Origin of the sequence: Aliivibrio finisterrensis, assembly GCF_008933155.1 — a bacterium.
Lineage (GTDB): Bacteria > Pseudomonadota > Gammaproteobacteria > Enterobacterales > Vibrionaceae > Aliivibrio > Aliivibrio finisterrensis.
The window spans coordinates 163,899-180,280 of record NZ_WBVP01000002.1 but is presented as its reverse complement, the minus strand read 5'-3'; the positions used below and the strand labels follow the sequence as shown (position 1 = coordinate 180,280).

Annotated in this window: 13 protein-coding genes; 6 read left to right on the top strand and 7 right to left on the bottom strand. The window is 37.4% G+C overall.

Features of this window, described 5'->3' with window-relative positions; all coding sequences use genetic code 11:
• Window positions 1-118: 118 nt before the first annotated feature.
• Entirely contained in the window at window positions 119-1,255 is a 1,137-nt protein-coding gene (gene msrB, locus F8B77_RS02675) for a peptide-methionine (R)-S-oxide reductase MsrB (RefSeq protein WP_151653455.1), read from the bottom strand.
• 228 nt (window positions 1,256-1,483) lie between these two features.
• Here msrB and F8B77_RS02670 point away from each other — a divergent pair, with 228 nt between their 5' ends.
• Entirely contained in the window at window positions 1,484-2,590 is a 1,107-nt protein-coding gene (locus tag F8B77_RS02670; protein ID WP_151653453.1) for a M20/M25/M40 family metallo-hydrolase, read from the top strand.
• A 73-nt stretch (window positions 2,591-2,663) separates the two neighbouring features.
• Here F8B77_RS02670 and F8B77_RS02665 read toward each other — a convergent pair whose 3' ends face one another.
• Window positions 2,664-4,574 carry an amidohydrolase gene (locus tag F8B77_RS02665; RefSeq protein ID WP_151653451.1) on the bottom strand — a complete coding sequence of 637 codons (1,911 nt, stop codon included), beginning with the start codon at window positions 4,572-4,574 and terminating at the stop codon, window positions 2,664-2,666.
• A 141-nt stretch (window positions 4,575-4,715) separates the two neighbouring features.
• Here F8B77_RS02665 and F8B77_RS02660 point away from each other — a divergent pair, with 141 nt between their 5' ends.
• The gene (locus tag F8B77_RS02660; protein WP_130087861.1) at window positions 4,716-5,606 is read left to right on the top strand and encodes a LysR family transcriptional regulator; all 891 of its coding nucleotides are present in this window, start codon (window positions 4,716-4,718) and stop codon (window positions 5,604-5,606) included.
• A gap of 57 nt (window positions 5,607-5,663) precedes the next feature.
• On the opposite strand, the gene F8B77_RS02655 is transcribed toward F8B77_RS02660, so the two are convergent.
• Complete coding sequence (locus tag F8B77_RS02655) at window positions 5,664-6,455, bottom strand: hypothetical protein (RefSeq protein ID WP_130087860.1); 792 nt, start codon at window positions 6,453-6,455, stop codon at window positions 5,664-5,666.
• A 222-nt stretch (window positions 6,456-6,677) separates the two neighbouring features.
• Here F8B77_RS02655 and F8B77_RS17465 point away from each other — a divergent pair, with 222 nt between their 5' ends.
• The gene (locus tag F8B77_RS17465) at window positions 6,678-6,848 is read left to right on the top strand and encodes a hypothetical protein (protein WP_167512739.1); all 171 of its coding nucleotides are present in this window, start codon (window positions 6,678-6,680) and stop codon (window positions 6,846-6,848) included.
• A gap of 146 nt (window positions 6,849-6,994) precedes the next feature.
• The gene (gltS, locus tag F8B77_RS02650) at window positions 6,995-8,221 is read left to right on the top strand and encodes a sodium/glutamate symporter (protein WP_151653449.1); all 1,227 of its coding nucleotides are present in this window, start codon (window positions 6,995-6,997) and stop codon (window positions 8,219-8,221) included.
• Between the two features lie 104 nt (window positions 8,222-8,325).
• On the opposite strand, the gene F8B77_RS02645 is transcribed toward gltS, so the two are convergent.
• The 3 genes from F8B77_RS02645 to F8B77_RS02635 form a co-directional block, all read right to left on the bottom strand.
• Window positions 8,326-9,633, bottom strand: coding sequence for an alpha/beta fold hydrolase (locus F8B77_RS02645; RefSeq protein WP_151653447.1), 1,308 nt, complete (start codon window positions 9,631-9,633; stop codon window positions 8,326-8,328).
• A 77-nt stretch (window positions 9,634-9,710) separates the two neighbouring features.
• Window positions 9,711-10,058, bottom strand: coding sequence for a RidA family protein (locus F8B77_RS02640; RefSeq protein WP_151653445.1), 348 nt, complete (start codon window positions 10,056-10,058; stop codon window positions 9,711-9,713).
• A 355-nt stretch (window positions 10,059-10,413) separates the two neighbouring features.
• Window positions 10,414-12,399 (bottom strand): replication initiator protein RctB domain-containing protein, encoded by a 1,986-nt coding sequence (locus tag F8B77_RS02635; protein WP_151653443.1) that lies wholly within the window; start codon window positions 12,397-12,399, stop codon window positions 10,414-10,416.
• A 1,080-nt stretch (window positions 12,400-13,479) separates the two neighbouring features.
• Between F8B77_RS02635 and F8B77_RS02630 the strand changes: the two genes are divergently transcribed.
• Window positions 13,480-14,703, top strand: a complete 1,224-nt coding sequence (locus F8B77_RS02630; protein ID WP_130046015.1) for a ParA family protein — start codon at window positions 13,480-13,482, stop codon at window positions 14,701-14,703.
• A gap of 3 nt (window positions 14,704-14,706) precedes the next feature.
• Window positions 14,707-15,681, top strand: a complete 975-nt coding sequence (locus F8B77_RS02625) for a ParB/RepB/Spo0J family partition protein (RefSeq protein WP_151653441.1) — start codon at window positions 14,707-14,709, stop codon at window positions 15,679-15,681.
• A 103-nt stretch (window positions 15,682-15,784) separates the two neighbouring features.
• Here F8B77_RS02625 and F8B77_RS02620 read toward each other — a convergent pair whose 3' ends face one another.
• Window positions 15,785-16,357, bottom strand: coding sequence for a pyrophosphohydrolase domain-containing protein (locus tag F8B77_RS02620; protein WP_151653439.1), 573 nt, complete (start codon window positions 16,355-16,357; stop codon window positions 15,785-15,787).
• Between the last annotated feature and the right edge of the window lie 25 nt (window positions 16,358-16,382).

The window sequence follows — 16,382 nt, the reverse complement described above, 5'->3', positions numbered from 1 at the left end:
TATAACAAACATATGGATATAGTTTTCAGATTAAGTAAAACTACTCGAAATAGAGACAAAAAAGCCCCAATAAGTACGATACTCATGGGGCTTTCTTTATGTAGTTATCTTAAGATGATTAGTTAAACAGATACAAGTATTCTCCATAACCCTCTTTTTCTAGATCTACTTTTGGAACAAAACGCATTGCAGCAGAATTCATACAGTAACGTAACCCTGTAGGTTTAGGCCCATCACTAAACACATGCCCTAAGTGTGAATCAGCAAATTTACTGCGGATCTCGGTACGTTTACTAAATAATGAAAAATCATCTTCTTCGGTAATGTAGGCTTTATTGATTGGTTTGGTAAAACTTGGCCAACCCGTTCCTGACTTGTATTTGTCTGTTGATGAGAATAACGGCTCACCACTGACGATATCAACATAAATCCCCTCCGCTTTATTATCCCAATACGCATTATCAAATGGACGTTCAGTCCCTTCTTTTTGTGTTACGTAATATTGTTGTTCAGTCAGCATCTTCTTAATTTCTGATTCTGATGGTTTGGCATATGGCTTAACATTTTGAGCCATTTTTTGCTCATCAATGTACTGACGTAATGTTTTTGGTTTATCTTCTCTGTCTTCACCAAATACCGAATCTAGATATTTATCACGGCCTGAACCATTACGATAATACTTATAACGAATTGGATTACGTTTGTAATAATCTTGGTGGTAATCTTCTGCTGGCCAAAACTTTTTAAACTCAATTAATTCTGTCGCTAAAGGCTTTGGATAGACTTTCGCTGCATCAATCGCATTCATAAACTCTTGAGCAATTACTTGCTGACTTTCATTATGGAAAAAGATAGCAGGGCGATACTGTGGACCTCTATCAACAAATGAGCCTTGGTTATCCGTTGGGTCCATATATCTAAACAGCTGATCAAGCACTTGCTCATAGCTAACGATCTTTGGATCAAACGTCACTTGAATCACTTCAATGTGGCCTGACTTTCCTGATGACACTTGTTTATAGGTTGGATTTTCAAGATCTCCCCCTGAATAGCCTGAAACAACATCCATCACTCCATCTAATTTTTCTAAATCAGATTCAGTACACCAAAAGCACCCCCCTGCGAGAGTGGCTACCTCATAGTCCCCTTTCATTGGCTGAGTCATGTCTTCAGCGGTAGAAAAGAAACTTGTTGTAACAGCAAAAAATGAAGCGAAGAGTAGAGCAACTGTTGTAATTTTTAATCGGGATCTCATATCAACCTCTTATGGTTTTTTATTAATATAGTTATCAGAGTTATGCGCTTGGAAAAAGTTGCAATTTGTTATTGAATATTAATTCTGTGTTATAACTTTTAATTATTAAGATATAGCTCATGGCTATGCTAGATAAGTCGGACGATTTATTGATTCAGTGCATCTTTTTCTGCTCTTTCTTTAGTTAGAGTGATCTTATTATTCCCTATCAATGAAAGAAGAGAAGTCATGACTCAAGTAAATCAAGAACGTTTAGTAAATCACTTTCTAGATATTATTCAGATCGACAGCGAATCAAAAAATGAAAAAGCGATTGCAGAAGCATTAGCAGAGCAATTAGGGGAACTAGGCTTTACGGTATCAAAACTACCAGTACCTGAGCATGTATCAAATGGCTTTAATATTTACGCAAAATTAGAAGGATCATTAGAGAGCAGCATTGTATTTAGCTCTCACATGGACACTGTTACTCCGGGTAATGGTATTGAGCCAATTATTGAAGATGGTGTGATCCGCTCTAAAGGTAACACTATCCTTGGCGGTGATGATAAATCAGGTATTGCTGCAGTAATGGAAGCGGTACGTGTGATTAAAGAAAACAATCAAGCACACAAAACACTAGAGCTTGCATTTACGGTTTATGAAGAAGGCGGTTTACACGGTTCTAAAAACTTTGATATGAGTTACATTCAATCTAACCACGCTATCGTATTAGATTCAGGTGGCCCTATCGGGACTATTATTACTTCTGCTCCTGGTCAACAAAACCTAAAAGTAACCATCACAGGTCGTCCAGCACACGCAGGTTTAGCACCAGAAGAAGGCATCAATGCCCTAACGGTTGCTGCAGATGCCATTACTAACATGACATTGTCTCGCATTGACGAAGAAACAACAGCTAACATTGGTGTTGTCCGTGGTGGTCAAGCAACAAACATTGTAATGCCAGAGTTGTACATTGAAGGTGAAGCTCGCTCTTTAGATGATGAAAAGTTAGCGAAACAAGTTGAGCATATGGAGTCAACCTTTAAAGCAGCGGCTGATAAGCACGGTGCTGAAATCGAGATCATTTCAACTCGTGCATACAACGCTTATAAAATTGCAGATGAAAACCCACATGTTGTGAGTATTAAAGAAGCGTTTGAAAGCATTAACATCGACCCATTTACTAAACCAACGGGTGGTGGCTCAGATGCAAACGTATTTAATGAAAGGGGCTTAACAACAGTTAACCTTTCTACAGGTATGGCGAAAGTTCATACTACGGAAGAGTTTATTAAAGTATCAGATATGGTAGACATTACGCGCTTTGTTGCGGCGTATTTAACTCGTTAATCTGAATTCGTTTTAATTCAAAATAAATAAAAAGAGCCACTCTAATTAAGGTGGCTCTTTTCTATATATGATTTTATTTCCCAGTCATTATTTGTTGGAACAACAAGCTGGTTTCACAAATATCATGATCATGCGAATGGCCTTCGTGCTGGTTCAAATAATTCATTACTGCTTGGCTTTTCGCCGTTAGTTGCATTCCAATTTTTCCACTATCAATCATTTTTGGCACGCCTCGATATACTGTGGCGGTAATATTAATATCATCAATTCTTTCCGGTTTTACGCTGTAAGGGCTCTCATCCAATACAGCAAAATCAGCAAATTTGCCTACCTCAATCGATCCTACCGTCTCTTCTAGTCTGGCAGTATAAGCAGCGTTAATAGTGATTGCTTTCATCGCTTCATCAACCGTAATGCGCTCTTGCGGGCCTTGAACCGTTTCACCTGATAAACCAATACGATTCACGGCAGCCCACACTAAACTTAATGGTTGAGCTGGTGCCATAGGTGCATCTGAATGCAAAGATAACATGCCACCCGCATCAATAAATGAGCGTCCTCTTGACATCACTTCCGCTCGCTCTTTACCTACTCCTTGCTCACCATATAATTCAGCTAAGATATGCGTGTAATATGGATTAACACTGAAGTTAGCTCCCGCTTCGACCGCCCTTGGTATATCATCTTTATCTGTAATACCTAAATGATGAAACCCCGTTCTATGATCGCTACGCGGCACCTCCGAATTTAATGTTTCAACAATATCAACAGCGGTTTCAAATCCAACATCACCATTCGCGTGTATTACAACCGTATAACCATCTTTCCAATAGGGGCGCATGCTGTCTTCAAGCTCTTGTGGGGTTTGTAACCACTCACCTTCATGTCCATCAATATAACCCTCTTTTAAATGCATCAATTGGCTATACATCGCACCATCCGTAAATAACTTAACGTATTTTGGTAACCAACGGACTTGTTCATTCTCACTGTAAGTTTGAGTTTGAGTCTCTGCAATTACTTTGCCTTTTTCTGCGTCATATCCTCCCATGGCATAAGTAAAGTTACCCGCAGGGATCAACCAATAATCCAAAGCAAGTGTATCTTCCATAAGAATATCAATCATTTGATCATACATTTCAGGAGTCACTACCACACCGGGATCAATAGCTGTTGTGATCCCCCCCGCCTGAACATAATCACGAGTACGCTCCATACCTGTGGCAAATAAACCACTTTCCACCATAAACTCTAAAACGTCATTCAAGATTACTTTGGCACCATTTTCATAGGCATGCCCTTTATCCCAATCTAATTGCGCGTAACCTTGCCCTTCTCCCGTCCATGAGGCTTCACTCCAGCCAAACATTTCCATTGCTGCATCATTAAAATACAACTCGTGAAAACTGCGATGCCAAACAATTATTGGGCGAGTATTAGAGATCGCATTCAATTTCTCTTTACTCATCTCACTGCCATGAAAGTAATTATGATAACCCCATGTCAATAAAGGAGTTTCTTTATCTTTCATTTCAGATTCGATTTCTGTTAAGCGAGCGAAATAAGCATCATTACCTTGTATTCCTTCTACATTTCCCCATGGAAAATTCCAATCTGCAGGTGTAATAAATTCAGAACCCAATAAAATAGCACTGAGCCATAAATGAATGTGTGGTTCAACAAAACCGGGGGTAATTACTTTATCTTCAAATTGATCATCAATTGTAAAGCTTGGGTGCGATTGATATTTTGTAATCAATGTTTCTTTTTTCCCTAAATCAACAATTTTACCCTCTTGAACCACCACAGAATTTGCACCTATTGGCGTCTTGTCTGACATAGTAATTAATTCATTTGAAGAATAGAGAATTATCGGATTTTGACTAACAGCAGAAGCATCATAAGTCGGTGTTTTCGTTTGTGTGCAGCCGACCAGAGCAGAGATCGCAATGGCAATAGAAGAAATTTTAAATAATCGATTCATAATTTTTGCCTTTCATAATCAATTTCAACTTGTGAGCCACGGCATACTTCAGCGTGATGCTCTGTAATAAAGCCATATTACTTATGAATCGACGTTCTAAATAATGCATTATGATGGGAGATACCCAACATTGGAGTGACTATGTTTTCTTATGAACACTTAACCTCATTTTGCGCTACCGTTGAAGAGGGAAGCTATAGCCAAGCAGCTCGAAAACTAGGAAAAGATCGCACAACGATTAGAGAACAAATTAAAGCATTAGAAGATAGCTATGCAATCGAATTATTTGATATTCAAGGAAAAAAAGCCATTGCTTCACCGGCAGGACTTGCTATCTATAAGCAAGCAAAATTGTTGGTTAAAAACAGTGAAAAACTCAATTTACGTATGATGAATAATTATCAACAACCGATCACTCAGTTGGATATATTTCACGATATTATTGTGCCGAATTCTTTAATTTTATTAGTGGAAGAATTTATAACCAATGCATTCCCTCATATTAAAATTCATTGGCTTCACCGTAACAGAGATCAGGCGTTGGCATCTCTGGTTGAAGGTAAGCATCAGTTAGCTATCATGCAAAATAAACCATCGAATGAAACACAATTCCCAATTGGTTTTTTGAATTTAGGTACACATAGTTTCTCGGCTTACTGCAACCCCACGCATCCTATAACTCAGTTATCAAACTTATCGTTGTATGATTTGCAGCTAGAAAAACAGTATATTAGTGAAAATCATTACAACACCATGCCTGAAATTTTTGCAGTCTCCACCGATTTACGTTTGGTCAGCAACAATGATGTCCTACTTAAGCTTGTTAGACATGATGGCTGGGCATTAATGAGTAAAGGGTTAGCTCAACCTTATATTGATAACAAGGAGTTGATTGAAATTAAGATCAAAGAACTATCGAATGATCTTCAAATTGGCATTTCTTTTTTTTACCCTCTTACGCTTGAGCTAAATGACGAAATACAGCAGTTAACGACATTTTTACGTCAATACGCTCAACAGTATTTAAATTAAAAAAGCGCCCTTATTTCTTGTTAAATAAGGGCGCTTTATCAACAGGTCTCTAGATCACTAAAAGAACCATTTCACACCAATTTCCGCTTTAAGCTCTGAATCCCCTTTTATTTCGAATCCATTTGGCAAAACAACATCGGCACTGCCGTATTCTAATTTTGTCATCAACCATTGAGTTCGATTCGATTTTATTGGGGCATTGAACATGATATTAAACGAGCTTGATTCCATCTCCACCACATCGCCCGTTGCTTTAAAGTATTCCGGCCATAGTTGTAAAAAGGCACCGCTATCACCAACGGGTTGAGTCACAAACATATTAATCATATACCCATCGGCAGATTCACCAAACACGTCACCCACGGTATAAGCAAGGTTTGGAAACACCATTACCCCTGCTGTGTAAGCGGGGTTAATCAAAGCGATGGCCCCTAATGAAAGCAACGTTGTGTCTTTTAACCCTTCTCCTTTTGTGGTTCCAGCATTGCCATTTTGATGAATGAGATCGGCTGAGAAACCAACCCGTGGCATTAATGGATTATCCATCGCATGAACCTGAAAATATTGTGCTCGGCCCCGTTGGTAATCAAATCCAAATTGATCTTTTCCTTCTTGTTTGGCTTTATCGTTACCAAAAACACCTTCTACAAAACCCGCAAATTGTGTGTCTTCACTCCATGCTCCAGTAAACATCGATGACACCCTAACATCAGCATCAGATGTGACAAACATAGCCGCTTGGGTATAAACACGAGTTAAATCGGATGGGTCAATCACTTCATTCTCTTCAGCCAACACAAAATTTGGAAACATCATCAATACGGAAATACTAGCCACTATTTTTTTCATGCAATCACCCGCCGTTACTTATTCAATATCAGTAACTATAAGTCCAATAAATCAAACTAAAAAAGGCATTATGAGGGGAGAATTCAATCATATGAAACGATAGTAAATGATAAAAATAAGATGTTTGGTTTAATCCATCATGATGCATTAGCAAATAAACCATAATTAAACTATGGTTATTTCAGCGGTCATTATCATTGTTTTTCAATAAGGTGGTGCAGCATGAACATATCAACTAATGGCATTATCTATGTCGTCGCATTTATTCTTATTTTGGTTGTTGGTTTTCGAGTCAATACGATCAAACAACAATTAATCCAGATAAATGTACACGTTCCTACTCAGTCAGAAACCATCCATATCTACGACTACTTACTCTTTAATCAACGTTAATATATTCATCCATTGAATGATTATTGCGATTAAAAGCTCAAGATAAAAATTAGAAACAGTTCACGGAATTACTTTAGAGAAGAAAAGCCGTTAGCAAACCCAGTTATGATAAATCTTTCTAATATTTTCATAGTAAAGGATTATTTATGAACTTCGTTGACGGTGTATTACACATCGAATCATTTTTAGCGATAACACTTGGGATCATCGTTCTTTTCTTAGGCCGTCGATTAACACAGATGAGTTACTGGTTAAAAGAATTTAGTATTCCAGAACCCGTTTCTGGCGGCATTCTTGTTTCGGTTCTTTTCGCCATTCTTCATTACGCAACACAAATTGATGTCTCTTTTGATTTAGCTACTCGTGATCTTTTACTGGTTTATTTCTTTACCACTATTGGTATTAATGCCAGCCTAAAAGATCTGTTTAAAGGGGGTAAGCCTCTCATCATTTTATTAACCATCACCATTGGGTACATGTTCATTCAAAACCTCACAGGGATAGGGTTTGCTTTGTTGCTTGATCAGCCCGCTGTTTTTGGTTTGTTAAGTGGATCAGTCTCTTTAATTGGTGGGCATGGGACAGCTATCGCATGGGCTCCAAAAATTGGAGAGCAGTTCGATTTAAATACCGCTATGGAGATAGGCATTGCAAGTGCCACCTTTGGGTTAATTCTTGCCAGTTTAATGGGTGGGCCAATTGCAAAATATTTAATTAATAAACACAATTTAAAAGCGACTGAAGGCGAAAATTTTGATGTTGGAACTCAGCAAGATTCTAAACAAACTCACATTACTTCTTATGATTTCTTAGATGCTATGCTCGCGATTCACATCTGTATTATCTTAGGAGCTATCTTAAATGAAGTGGTTTCTGGGCTTGGGTTGGATCTTCCTTTATTTGTGAGTTGCTTATTTGCCGGTATTTTAATTTCTAATTTAATACCAACCTCTTACCCTCGATTAACAGGCACTCGTTGGCCTGCTCGTAAACCTGCGGTTGCTCTGATAGCAGATATGGCATTAGGGGCATTTTTATCGATGTCTTTAATGAGTATGCAATTATGGGCGTTAGTCGACTTAGCTGGTCCTATCTTTATTATTTTGGCTGCTCAGTTCTTTATTGCAATATGTATTACCATTTTTGTTGTCTTCCCTCTTATGGGAAAAACGTACGATGCTGCGGTCGTGTGTGCAGGGTTTGGAGGTATATCACTGGGGTCGACCCCAACAGCGATGGCAAATATGTCAGCAGTGGCGCAGAAGTATGGGAATTCACATCAAGCTTTTATTATCGTGCCTTTAGTTTGTGCCTTTTTTATCGATCTCGCTAACGCGCTGATTATCCCTTATTTTATTAAAATAATCGGGTAGCCGCATATCTAGAAAGCGCTTCACTGAAAAATAGATCTCAAAAACAGAAGCATGATCAAAAGGCTAAATCCTTCTTGATCATGCTTCTGGATCAACAAATAATCTTATTGAATGGCTTTAATATCTTCAGCCATTGATATTAGAGTTGATAAGATCTTCTCCCCATCGACTCGCAAGCCATTGTGCTCATACTCACTGGTCATCCATGCTCTAGAGTTAGGAATAGACTTTAACGTTTCACGAGAGAAATCAAACTCAACAAACATATCATTGACATACGTTGCCGCAGCCATAGGAACCATATTCTTTTCTAATTGCTCAACATTGTATAAATTTGGCCAATCAGACTTTGCCGCCAAAAGCTCTGCAGCTTCTTTTAACGGCTTTAACGTTTCAAGCTGGTCAAAGAACCATGGATAGACCATTTCACCGGTAAAACGCAGTGGAGCGCCTTTCTGGTGGTTAAATTGAGGATAACTCTCTCTCACTCGATGTGCTGACCACTTTGAAGCATTATGTTGACAATAAATCGATTCATGTAAAATCGCATACAGTGGATTAGTTAAATGCGCTTGCTGTGAAAGTACATAATTTAAAAAGCCATAACCTAATTCTTGTTGGCCATTTACATCAACAAAAGCAGTTTCTAATTGGAAATAGAGCTCTTCTGCTCCTCCCGCCATACCAAAACAGATCCCCATTTGTTGAAATTGCTCAACGGTGAAGATCTGGCCATTAGGCAAAGTAACCGAGCGAGCGAGTAAGCTGTTCGCAATGCGATCACACAGCTCTTGAGCTCGTGGAAAGCGAGCAAAAAATTCACTATTTTTATCTAACGTTCGCTTATATGTCCCATGGTACACATCATCAATATTACGTGTAATAGAAGGGATCCCACCTGTAATATACGAAGCCAGTAAACTATCAGGAAATAATGATAAGTAAGTTAGTGAGCAGAACCCACCAAAACTCTGGCCAATAATCGCCCACTTATCAACGTTAAAATGCTTTCTAATCGCTTCAGCATCACGAACAATGTTATCTGCTCGAAAGTGGCTTAAATATTCTGCTTGTTTTATCGGATCTAAGTGTTGGATCGTTTGAGTTGTGATCGGAGAACTTAATCCCGTACCACGCTGATCCAATAAGATCACACGATATTGATCTAATGCACGCTTTAACCAACCAGAATTACTGAGTGGACGAGCAGCAGGAAAACCAGGCCCACCTTGAAAATAAACTAAATACGGAAGATCACGATCGCTATTTTCTGCTTTTACTAATTCTCGAGCATAAACGGAAACATGATCAGGGGTCGCGGTGTAATCATCATAATTAAGAGGCAAAGAAAAATGATGAGATTGATACTTTACACCATCAAGATAAAACGCGGGTTCTGAATGATTGAGCATGACATTTCCTTATATCCATCTGACTTAGATACCCAAAAGTAAACTAAGTAAGTTATTATTTTGGTTATCTATTTTTATTATTTTTCAGCCGCTACTACTGATATTTCAACAAGCAGTGCTTCACGAGCCATACTTGCTTCAACACATGCACGTGCTGGAGCGTAACCTTCTGGTACCCATGCATCCCAAACCGCATTCATTTCAGCAAAGTCTTTCATATCTTTAATGTAGATCGTTGCTGATAACATATGCTCACGAGAGCTGCCTGCTTGATCTAGCAGTAGATCCACTTTATCAAGCATTGTTTGCGTCTGCTCTGCTATGCCTTTGGTTGCATCAGCACAAACTTGACCACACAGATAAACCGTTCCGTTGTGCTTAACGATACGGCTCATGCGTTGTTTTGTTTCTTGACGTTCAATCATGCTTACCTACTTCTAAAATATTAAGGTGTAATTTAGAGTGTTAGAGTAATAAAAAATGAAAGAAAATACGAGGACTCTTCTCGTTAAAGCCTTATTTCATAATGGAAGAATGATCATGGTCCCATAAGATACGGGGAATGTGATGAGGATTTATTGATAGATAAAAAAACGGCGAGCACTAGGCTCGCCAATACGATTATTGAAACCAATAAAAGTTAAGATGTGTAACAATATGAGCCAATCTTTCGATTGGTAAAGGACAAAGGTTGTCTATTCGTTAGAGATCATAACCTTTGGGCATATTGTTTTGTCATCGCTTTGTCAGGGTAAGGCTATAAAGCTGTCAATAGTTTGACTACCCAGCCATCTCATCCAATGCGCGTAATACATCTTGATCATAGTTCTGTAGATAAACTAATTTACAGATCTTCCTTCTAACAGCAAGCCCAGCAATCAAGTTTTCAATAGACAAGTGTTTACCTTGATCTTGGCTGTTATAAAACTCGATCGTTTTACTCAAGGTTTCGTAGGGTAGAACTTCACCTGCAACTTGTAGAAAATCTAGCTTTTCAAGCAGTTCTTTACATTCTTCAGAAATAGACGAAGAACTGTGTCCTGTCATTGCTGATAATGCAGTAATACTTCTCTCTAAAGCCTGTTCTGAGGTGTATTTCGTTAATGTTATCGTTAATTCATCCGCATTGATTTCTGCTGAATGTTTACGAAGTTTAACTCTTCGTCCTAAACGACCAGATTTATTTGGGCTATTTCGTTTAATTGGGGCAAATTCACCATCTATAATTGTGGAAAGCTGATCAAGCTCTTGCTTAGGCATGATCTCATTACGTAATGGATTAGGCATTGTTGGAGCCATGTTACGTTTGCCCGCATTTGTGGTTCGTGCACGAGAATAACGGATCACTTCTTCTGGATCACAACGAATATCAACTTGATAATCAGGCAATTTTTCATTGTTATCTAGCATAGAGATCGTCAAATGATACCCCCATAAATTAACAATAAATAATTCATCCGTTACTTTATCTTTCGCTAATTTCTTTAGTTCACGAATCAGATCTAGAGAAAAACGTCTCCAATCGACGTTACGAGCGAGTTTTTGATTTATTTCGCTTAGGAGTAGGTTATCTGTCATTCGGCGCGCTAGACGGCTTCTGAAGAAGCTATAGAGCTGAAATACCAAGGTGTGTTGCTTTAAAATCTCAGGTGGAAACAAAAAGAAGTAATCTTTGGTCAGTAATTCATCATAAAACGAAGGTTCCCATACCAAGATATACAAATTAGGCTTGATCTTAATTTCACCATCTTTGCCTTCTTTTGGTGCTTCATCAGACGCTGTAATGGTTCTTGCTAGGAAACGAAAGCGATCACTTTTAAATCCTTTAGGCATATTTTCACTTAACCAACGTCCAGTTAATTCATGTAACTGAAAGTCAGTAAATTCAATACGATCAATACTTTCACGAATAGAATCACGGGCTGGTCCGGAATCTTTTTTACCACGTAAAGTTAAAATATCCGTAATATAAATTGGGGTTTTATTCCCCATGGTTTTAGTTTGGATATGGTAGTCATCTTGGTTATGATCGTGGTATTGAACGGTCAACGTAAACAAAGCGAACAGTGTCATAAGATCATCCACTGTCATTATGTTTTTTGATGATCTAGTTTCAATGATCGCTTTGGTTCCAGAGATCGCAACCATTGCTTTTTGATAATTTTTACGCGTACGTGGTGGCGCTAAAGCTTGATCTATAATACCTGCCCAATTTGTTGGTGATACTACAAATTGATCCGCCTCATCACGCATACTTGGTGGAATGCTTAATCCATGCTCTGTTAAAAATTGGCGATTAACTTGTGTTTGAGCTAGAGCTTTTGAACGTTTTTGTTTTTCTTGTTCATGACTTTGTTCAGATTTTAAGCTTGTAATTCCTAAAGTAGAAATTAAATGAGATGGATTGATAAATTTATGAAGCATGGTTTTTCCAGCAAGCCCTTGTTCAAATCGAACAGGGGATTGTTCGAATAAACCAATACTTACTGCTGTTCTTAATCGTTGTTGAATAGCCGCTCTGGTTAAATGTCCATCTGTTGCTTCAATGATTTCAGTTGTGGAAACTAAACCGTCAGGTGACGAAAAACCTTTTAATGAAATTAGATTCATTAATTCTAAGATACTTTTTGTGACACCTTTAAAATGTTGGTATTGGGCGATCCAATCAACTAGATTTGTTGGTATTTCAAATAAGTGCCCCCCCTTGTGATCTCTAGGAAGAGGGATATAGATCTTTTTGTTATCTGTAGTTTTTATATGATTCATTTTCAACTGACATTCATTGTATTTTAATCATTCTTTCGCATAGATTAAATGAATTGGATCTTTAAAGAAAGAAAAAAATTATTATTCTTTTAAACTGATCTTTATGATTATTACTGATCTTTATGATTATATTGATCTATGATCTGGTCAGTAATTTGCTCGCAAGTTATTGTTTATACACAAGTAAAAAAATACAAGCTTGAAAGCATGATCAAGACTTTAATGAAAGCATGATCAATATATGAATGGATCAATGATCATTAAAAGATAAAAGCATGATCATAGTGTTTCTGAATCAATGATCATCTATTTTACTGAAGAATGATCATGAACTAATCACAAGTTATCCACAGTTATAGCGGTTATAAGCTGATTTTGCCTTTAAAAAAGAAGATAAATTATTTTTTGATCTTGAATTAGATCTAAATGAGCTGTTATTTGGTTTTTTTATTAAATTACCTTTTGTAAATATCCATTTTTTTAATTGCAGTTGGTTTATTTTAGATCCAGAAGAATGATCAAGTTACTTTATTTGTTTGATCTACTTTTATTTCGATGTATCGATCTTCTATGAAGCCTTATTGAATATACATTCTCTGTAAGTTAAGTGTCCCATTTCATGCTTCCGTCATCTTGAAGTTCTTGATCATGCTTCTTATTATAGGTTTTCAATTTACAGTCTATATTACCGTTATTATTGCTATTTTTACCCTTGATCATGCTTCAATTTGTATATTTTGTATTGAACCATGTGTTAATTATTGAGCGCATTTTTCTTATTTTATTTTTGCTTTTTTTATTGAAAGTACATAAGCCGTAATTTAGCTATTGAATATCACGCTTCCGTAAAATTTACACTGTAAATCACCAATTGGTGACGCTGTAACACTTTTTCTAATTGATTTATTCTTGGTAATTATCGCTATAAATTGGTATTTAAATTTAACATAAATGACAGCTTTGTTAGTTATTTTTTCTTTTTAATGAATATCACATAATTAAATATATGTTCAGCAATTTGTTGATATAAACCTTTATTGCTGTACAATTCTTTTTATAGTTACATTACTGGCGAATATTATGAATAGAGAAAAAACCATTGCCAATTTGGCTGCATTGGCCGAGCAGACGCAACAAGTTCAGTCTGATCGTATTGAATTGGTTCTTGAAGAAAGAAATAACGAACATTTCCCTCCAATGTCGAAAGCTATGATGGAAACTCGTTCTGGGTTAACAAGAAGAAAATTGGATGAAGCAATTACTCGATTAGAATCTGAGGGACACCAATTTACTAAAAATAATGCTAACCATTATTCTATCTCATTAACAGAAGCGCATATGTTGATGGATGCAGCTGGAATGCCTGCGTTTCATGAACAGAAAAAAAATGCAGGTAATAAGCCTTGGGTTGTAAATGTTCAAAACCAAAAAGGTGGTACTGGTAAGTCAATGAGTGCAGTACATCTTGCTGCTTGTTTGGCGCTAAATTTGGAAAAGCGTTACCGTATTTGTTTAATCGATTTGGATCCTCAAGGGTCACTACGTCTTTTCTTAAACCCTCAAATTAGCGTTTCAGAGCAAGATACCATCTATTCAGCTGTTGATATTATGCTGGATAATGTCCCTGAAAATGAAGTTATTGATGGTCAGTTTATGGCTAAAAATGTACTTCTAAATACACAATATCCGAACTTGAAGACTATTTCTGCTTTCCCTGAAGATGCGATGTTTAATGCAGAAGCGTGGCAAGACCTATCAACAAATGGTTCATTAGATATTGTTAAGTTATTAAAAGAAAAGGTTATAGACCCAATTGCAGATCAGTTTGATGTGATCATGATTGACACTGGTCCACATGTTGACCCATTAGTTTGGAATGCAATGTATGCATCGAATTCACTGTTAATTCCATGTGCAGCAAAGCGTTTAGACTGGGCATCGACAGTTAACTTTTTCCAACATCTACCAACTGTATATGAAATGTTCCCTGAAGATTGGCATGGACTAGAATTTGTTCGCCTGATGCCAACGATGTTTGAAGATGATAATAAAAAACAAGTTTCGGTACTAACTGAAATGAATTATTTATTGGCGGATCAAGTGATGATGGCGACGATTCCAAGAAGTCGTGCATTTGAAATTTGTGCAGATACTTACAGTACTGTTTTTGATTTAACCGCGGCTGACTTTGAAGGTGGTAAGAAAACGTTAGCTGTTGCTCAAGATGCAGTGAAGAAAAGTGCATTAGAGTTTGAGCGTGTTCTTCATAGTCACTGGAATTCGTTAAATAAAGGGGAGTACTAATCCATGGCAATTAAAACTTCTGATCTAAACGCAAAGCTGTTTGGAAAAACAAATAAACGCCGAGCAACAACACCAGTTGAAGCACAAAAAGCAGCAAAATCTCAAGCTCAAGTAATTGAACTTGCGGTTGCTGGTGAAGATATGGTTACATTTGAATTACGTAAAATTCCAGCAAAAGACGTGCGTGATTCTACGGTTGTTTTTGCTGAAAATGCTCGTGAGCAATCATTTCTAACTGAACATGCTTTATCAGATATTTTAACGACACTTCGTGATCGTGGTCAGCAATATCCAGCTGTGGGTCGTATTGTTGATGGTGGTAAAATTGAAGTTCTTGATGGTAGTCGTCGTCGTATGTCATGTATTTTGGCAGAACAAGACTTCTTAATTTATGTCGCCGAAGGCATTAATACCAAACACGCTAAATTTCTTTCTGATGTAGCCAATGCTCATAAGCCATTATCACTGTACGAACGTGGTAAAGAGATGCATGCAATGCTTGCTCGTGGTGACGTAGCTGATCAAAAAGAGCTAGCGAAAGTATGCCAGTGTAGTGAAGCATTAGTTAGTGGCGCATTAAAAGCGGCGACATTACCTTTAGAGCTTCTTCAAGCGTACCCAAGTGTTAGCGAAATTGGTCGCCCTACCGTAGTTAAGCTTCATAAGCTCTTTAATACGCTATCTGAAGAAGATCAAAAAACCTTACTTGAGCAGTGTGCCGGCGAACAAGGAGCGGTTTGGACGCGTTCTACAGCGCTTGGCGTGAGTCGAATGACGAAAGAAGTGACAGAACTTATTGAAGTTTGGGTTGAAGATTTATTGCCAAAAAGAGAAGCGGCTAAGCCATTAAGTACTGAATTGGTAAAAGACCGAGCTTCATATAAACGTAAAGGTTCGGCTTTGACTCTGAACTTGAAAAAAGTCGATGACGCATTAATGGAAGATATTTTGGCGTACATTAGTCAAAAAGTATCTTAATACGTTTATTAGCCATTAATTATAATAATAAAAAAGAGCCCGATTTAGTTAACTAAGCCGGGCTCTTTTTTGTATTTGAATCGTTGTTTGTTTTATTTTAAGACTACACTAACGGCGCAAGATCCGCTGGTCGGTAGTTTACTGATTTTAAAACCTTACCTTGCTTAATTACTTTGTTATCTAATTCTACGTTTTTAGCGCATTTAGCAATGATGAATCCACCTTTTTCAGTCGACATCAATTCAATTCCTTGCTCTGCGTAGAATGCTTTTGTTGCCTGGTATTCATCTTCTGTTTTGCATACTTTACTCATGTTGCTTGAATGTACTTCATCCCAACAAGGTACAAAATCGATATTTAAGTTTTTTGCTACGTTTAATAGAAGATCAACCAAATATGAAATACTTAAATTATCTTCAAGATCCTTAGTACCTAAATGTACAGCACGACCCATTAATACATAAACCGTATCAACAATCGCATCAGCTTGCTCAATCTTGCTGTCTGCTTCTGCTAATTCTGTCAGTTCTTCAATTGCTAGAGAAGTGTGCAGAAGATCATTTTTTTCATCTAATGATTCAGGTGCTTCTACTGCTAAGTCAAAGGTACTTCTAAATTGCTCGATGTCTTGATATAGCTTTTGGTAGATAGGCTGAGTAAGTTGACTTAAATGCATGGTCATTCCTAAATGATGAAGGCTT

What these genes read in the sequence shown, in the direction of transcription:
- msrB (WP_151653455.1), bottom strand. Translation starts at nt 1,255, where the DNA reads ATGAGATCCCGATTAAAAATTACAACAGTTGCTCTACTCTTCGCTTCA.
- F8B77_RS02670 (WP_151653453.1), top strand. Translation starts at nt 1,484, where the DNA reads ATGACTCAAGTAAATCAAGAACGTTTAGTAAATCACTTTCTAGATATT.
- F8B77_RS02665 (WP_151653451.1), bottom strand. Translation starts at nt 4,574, where the DNA reads ATGAATCGATTATTTAAAATTTCTTCTATTGCCATTGCGATCTCTGCT.
- F8B77_RS02660 (WP_130087861.1), top strand. Translation starts at nt 4,716, where the DNA reads ATGTTTTCTTATGAACACTTAACCTCATTTTGCGCTACCGTTGAAGAG.
- F8B77_RS02655 (WP_130087860.1), bottom strand. Translation starts at nt 6,455, where the DNA reads ATGAAAAAAATAGTGGCTAGTATTTCCGTATTGATGATGTTTCCAAAT.
- F8B77_RS17465 (WP_167512739.1), top strand. Translation starts at nt 6,678, where the DNA reads ATGAACATATCAACTAATGGCATTATCTATGTCGTCGCATTTATTCTT.
- gltS (WP_151653449.1), top strand. Translation starts at nt 6,995, where the DNA reads ATGAACTTCGTTGACGGTGTATTACACATCGAATCATTTTTAGCGATA.
- F8B77_RS02645 (WP_151653447.1), bottom strand. Translation starts at nt 9,633, where the DNA reads ATGCTCAATCATTCAGAACCCGCGTTTTATCTTGATGGTGTAAAGTAT.
- F8B77_RS02640 (WP_151653445.1), bottom strand. Translation starts at nt 10,058, where the DNA reads ATGATTGAACGTCAAGAAACAAAACAACGCATGAGCCGTATCGTTAAG.
- F8B77_RS02635 (WP_151653443.1), bottom strand. Translation starts at nt 12,399, where the DNA reads ATGAATCATATAAAAACTACAGATAACAAAAAGATCTATATCCCTCTT.
- F8B77_RS02630 (WP_130046015.1), top strand. Translation starts at nt 13,480, where the DNA reads ATGAATAGAGAAAAAACCATTGCCAATTTGGCTGCATTGGCCGAGCAG.
- F8B77_RS02625 (WP_151653441.1), top strand. Translation starts at nt 14,707, where the DNA reads ATGGCAATTAAAACTTCTGATCTAAACGCAAAGCTGTTTGGAAAAACA.
- F8B77_RS02620 (WP_151653439.1), bottom strand. Translation starts at nt 16,357, where the DNA reads ATGCATTTAAGTCAACTTACTCAGCCTATCTACCAAAAGCTATATCAA.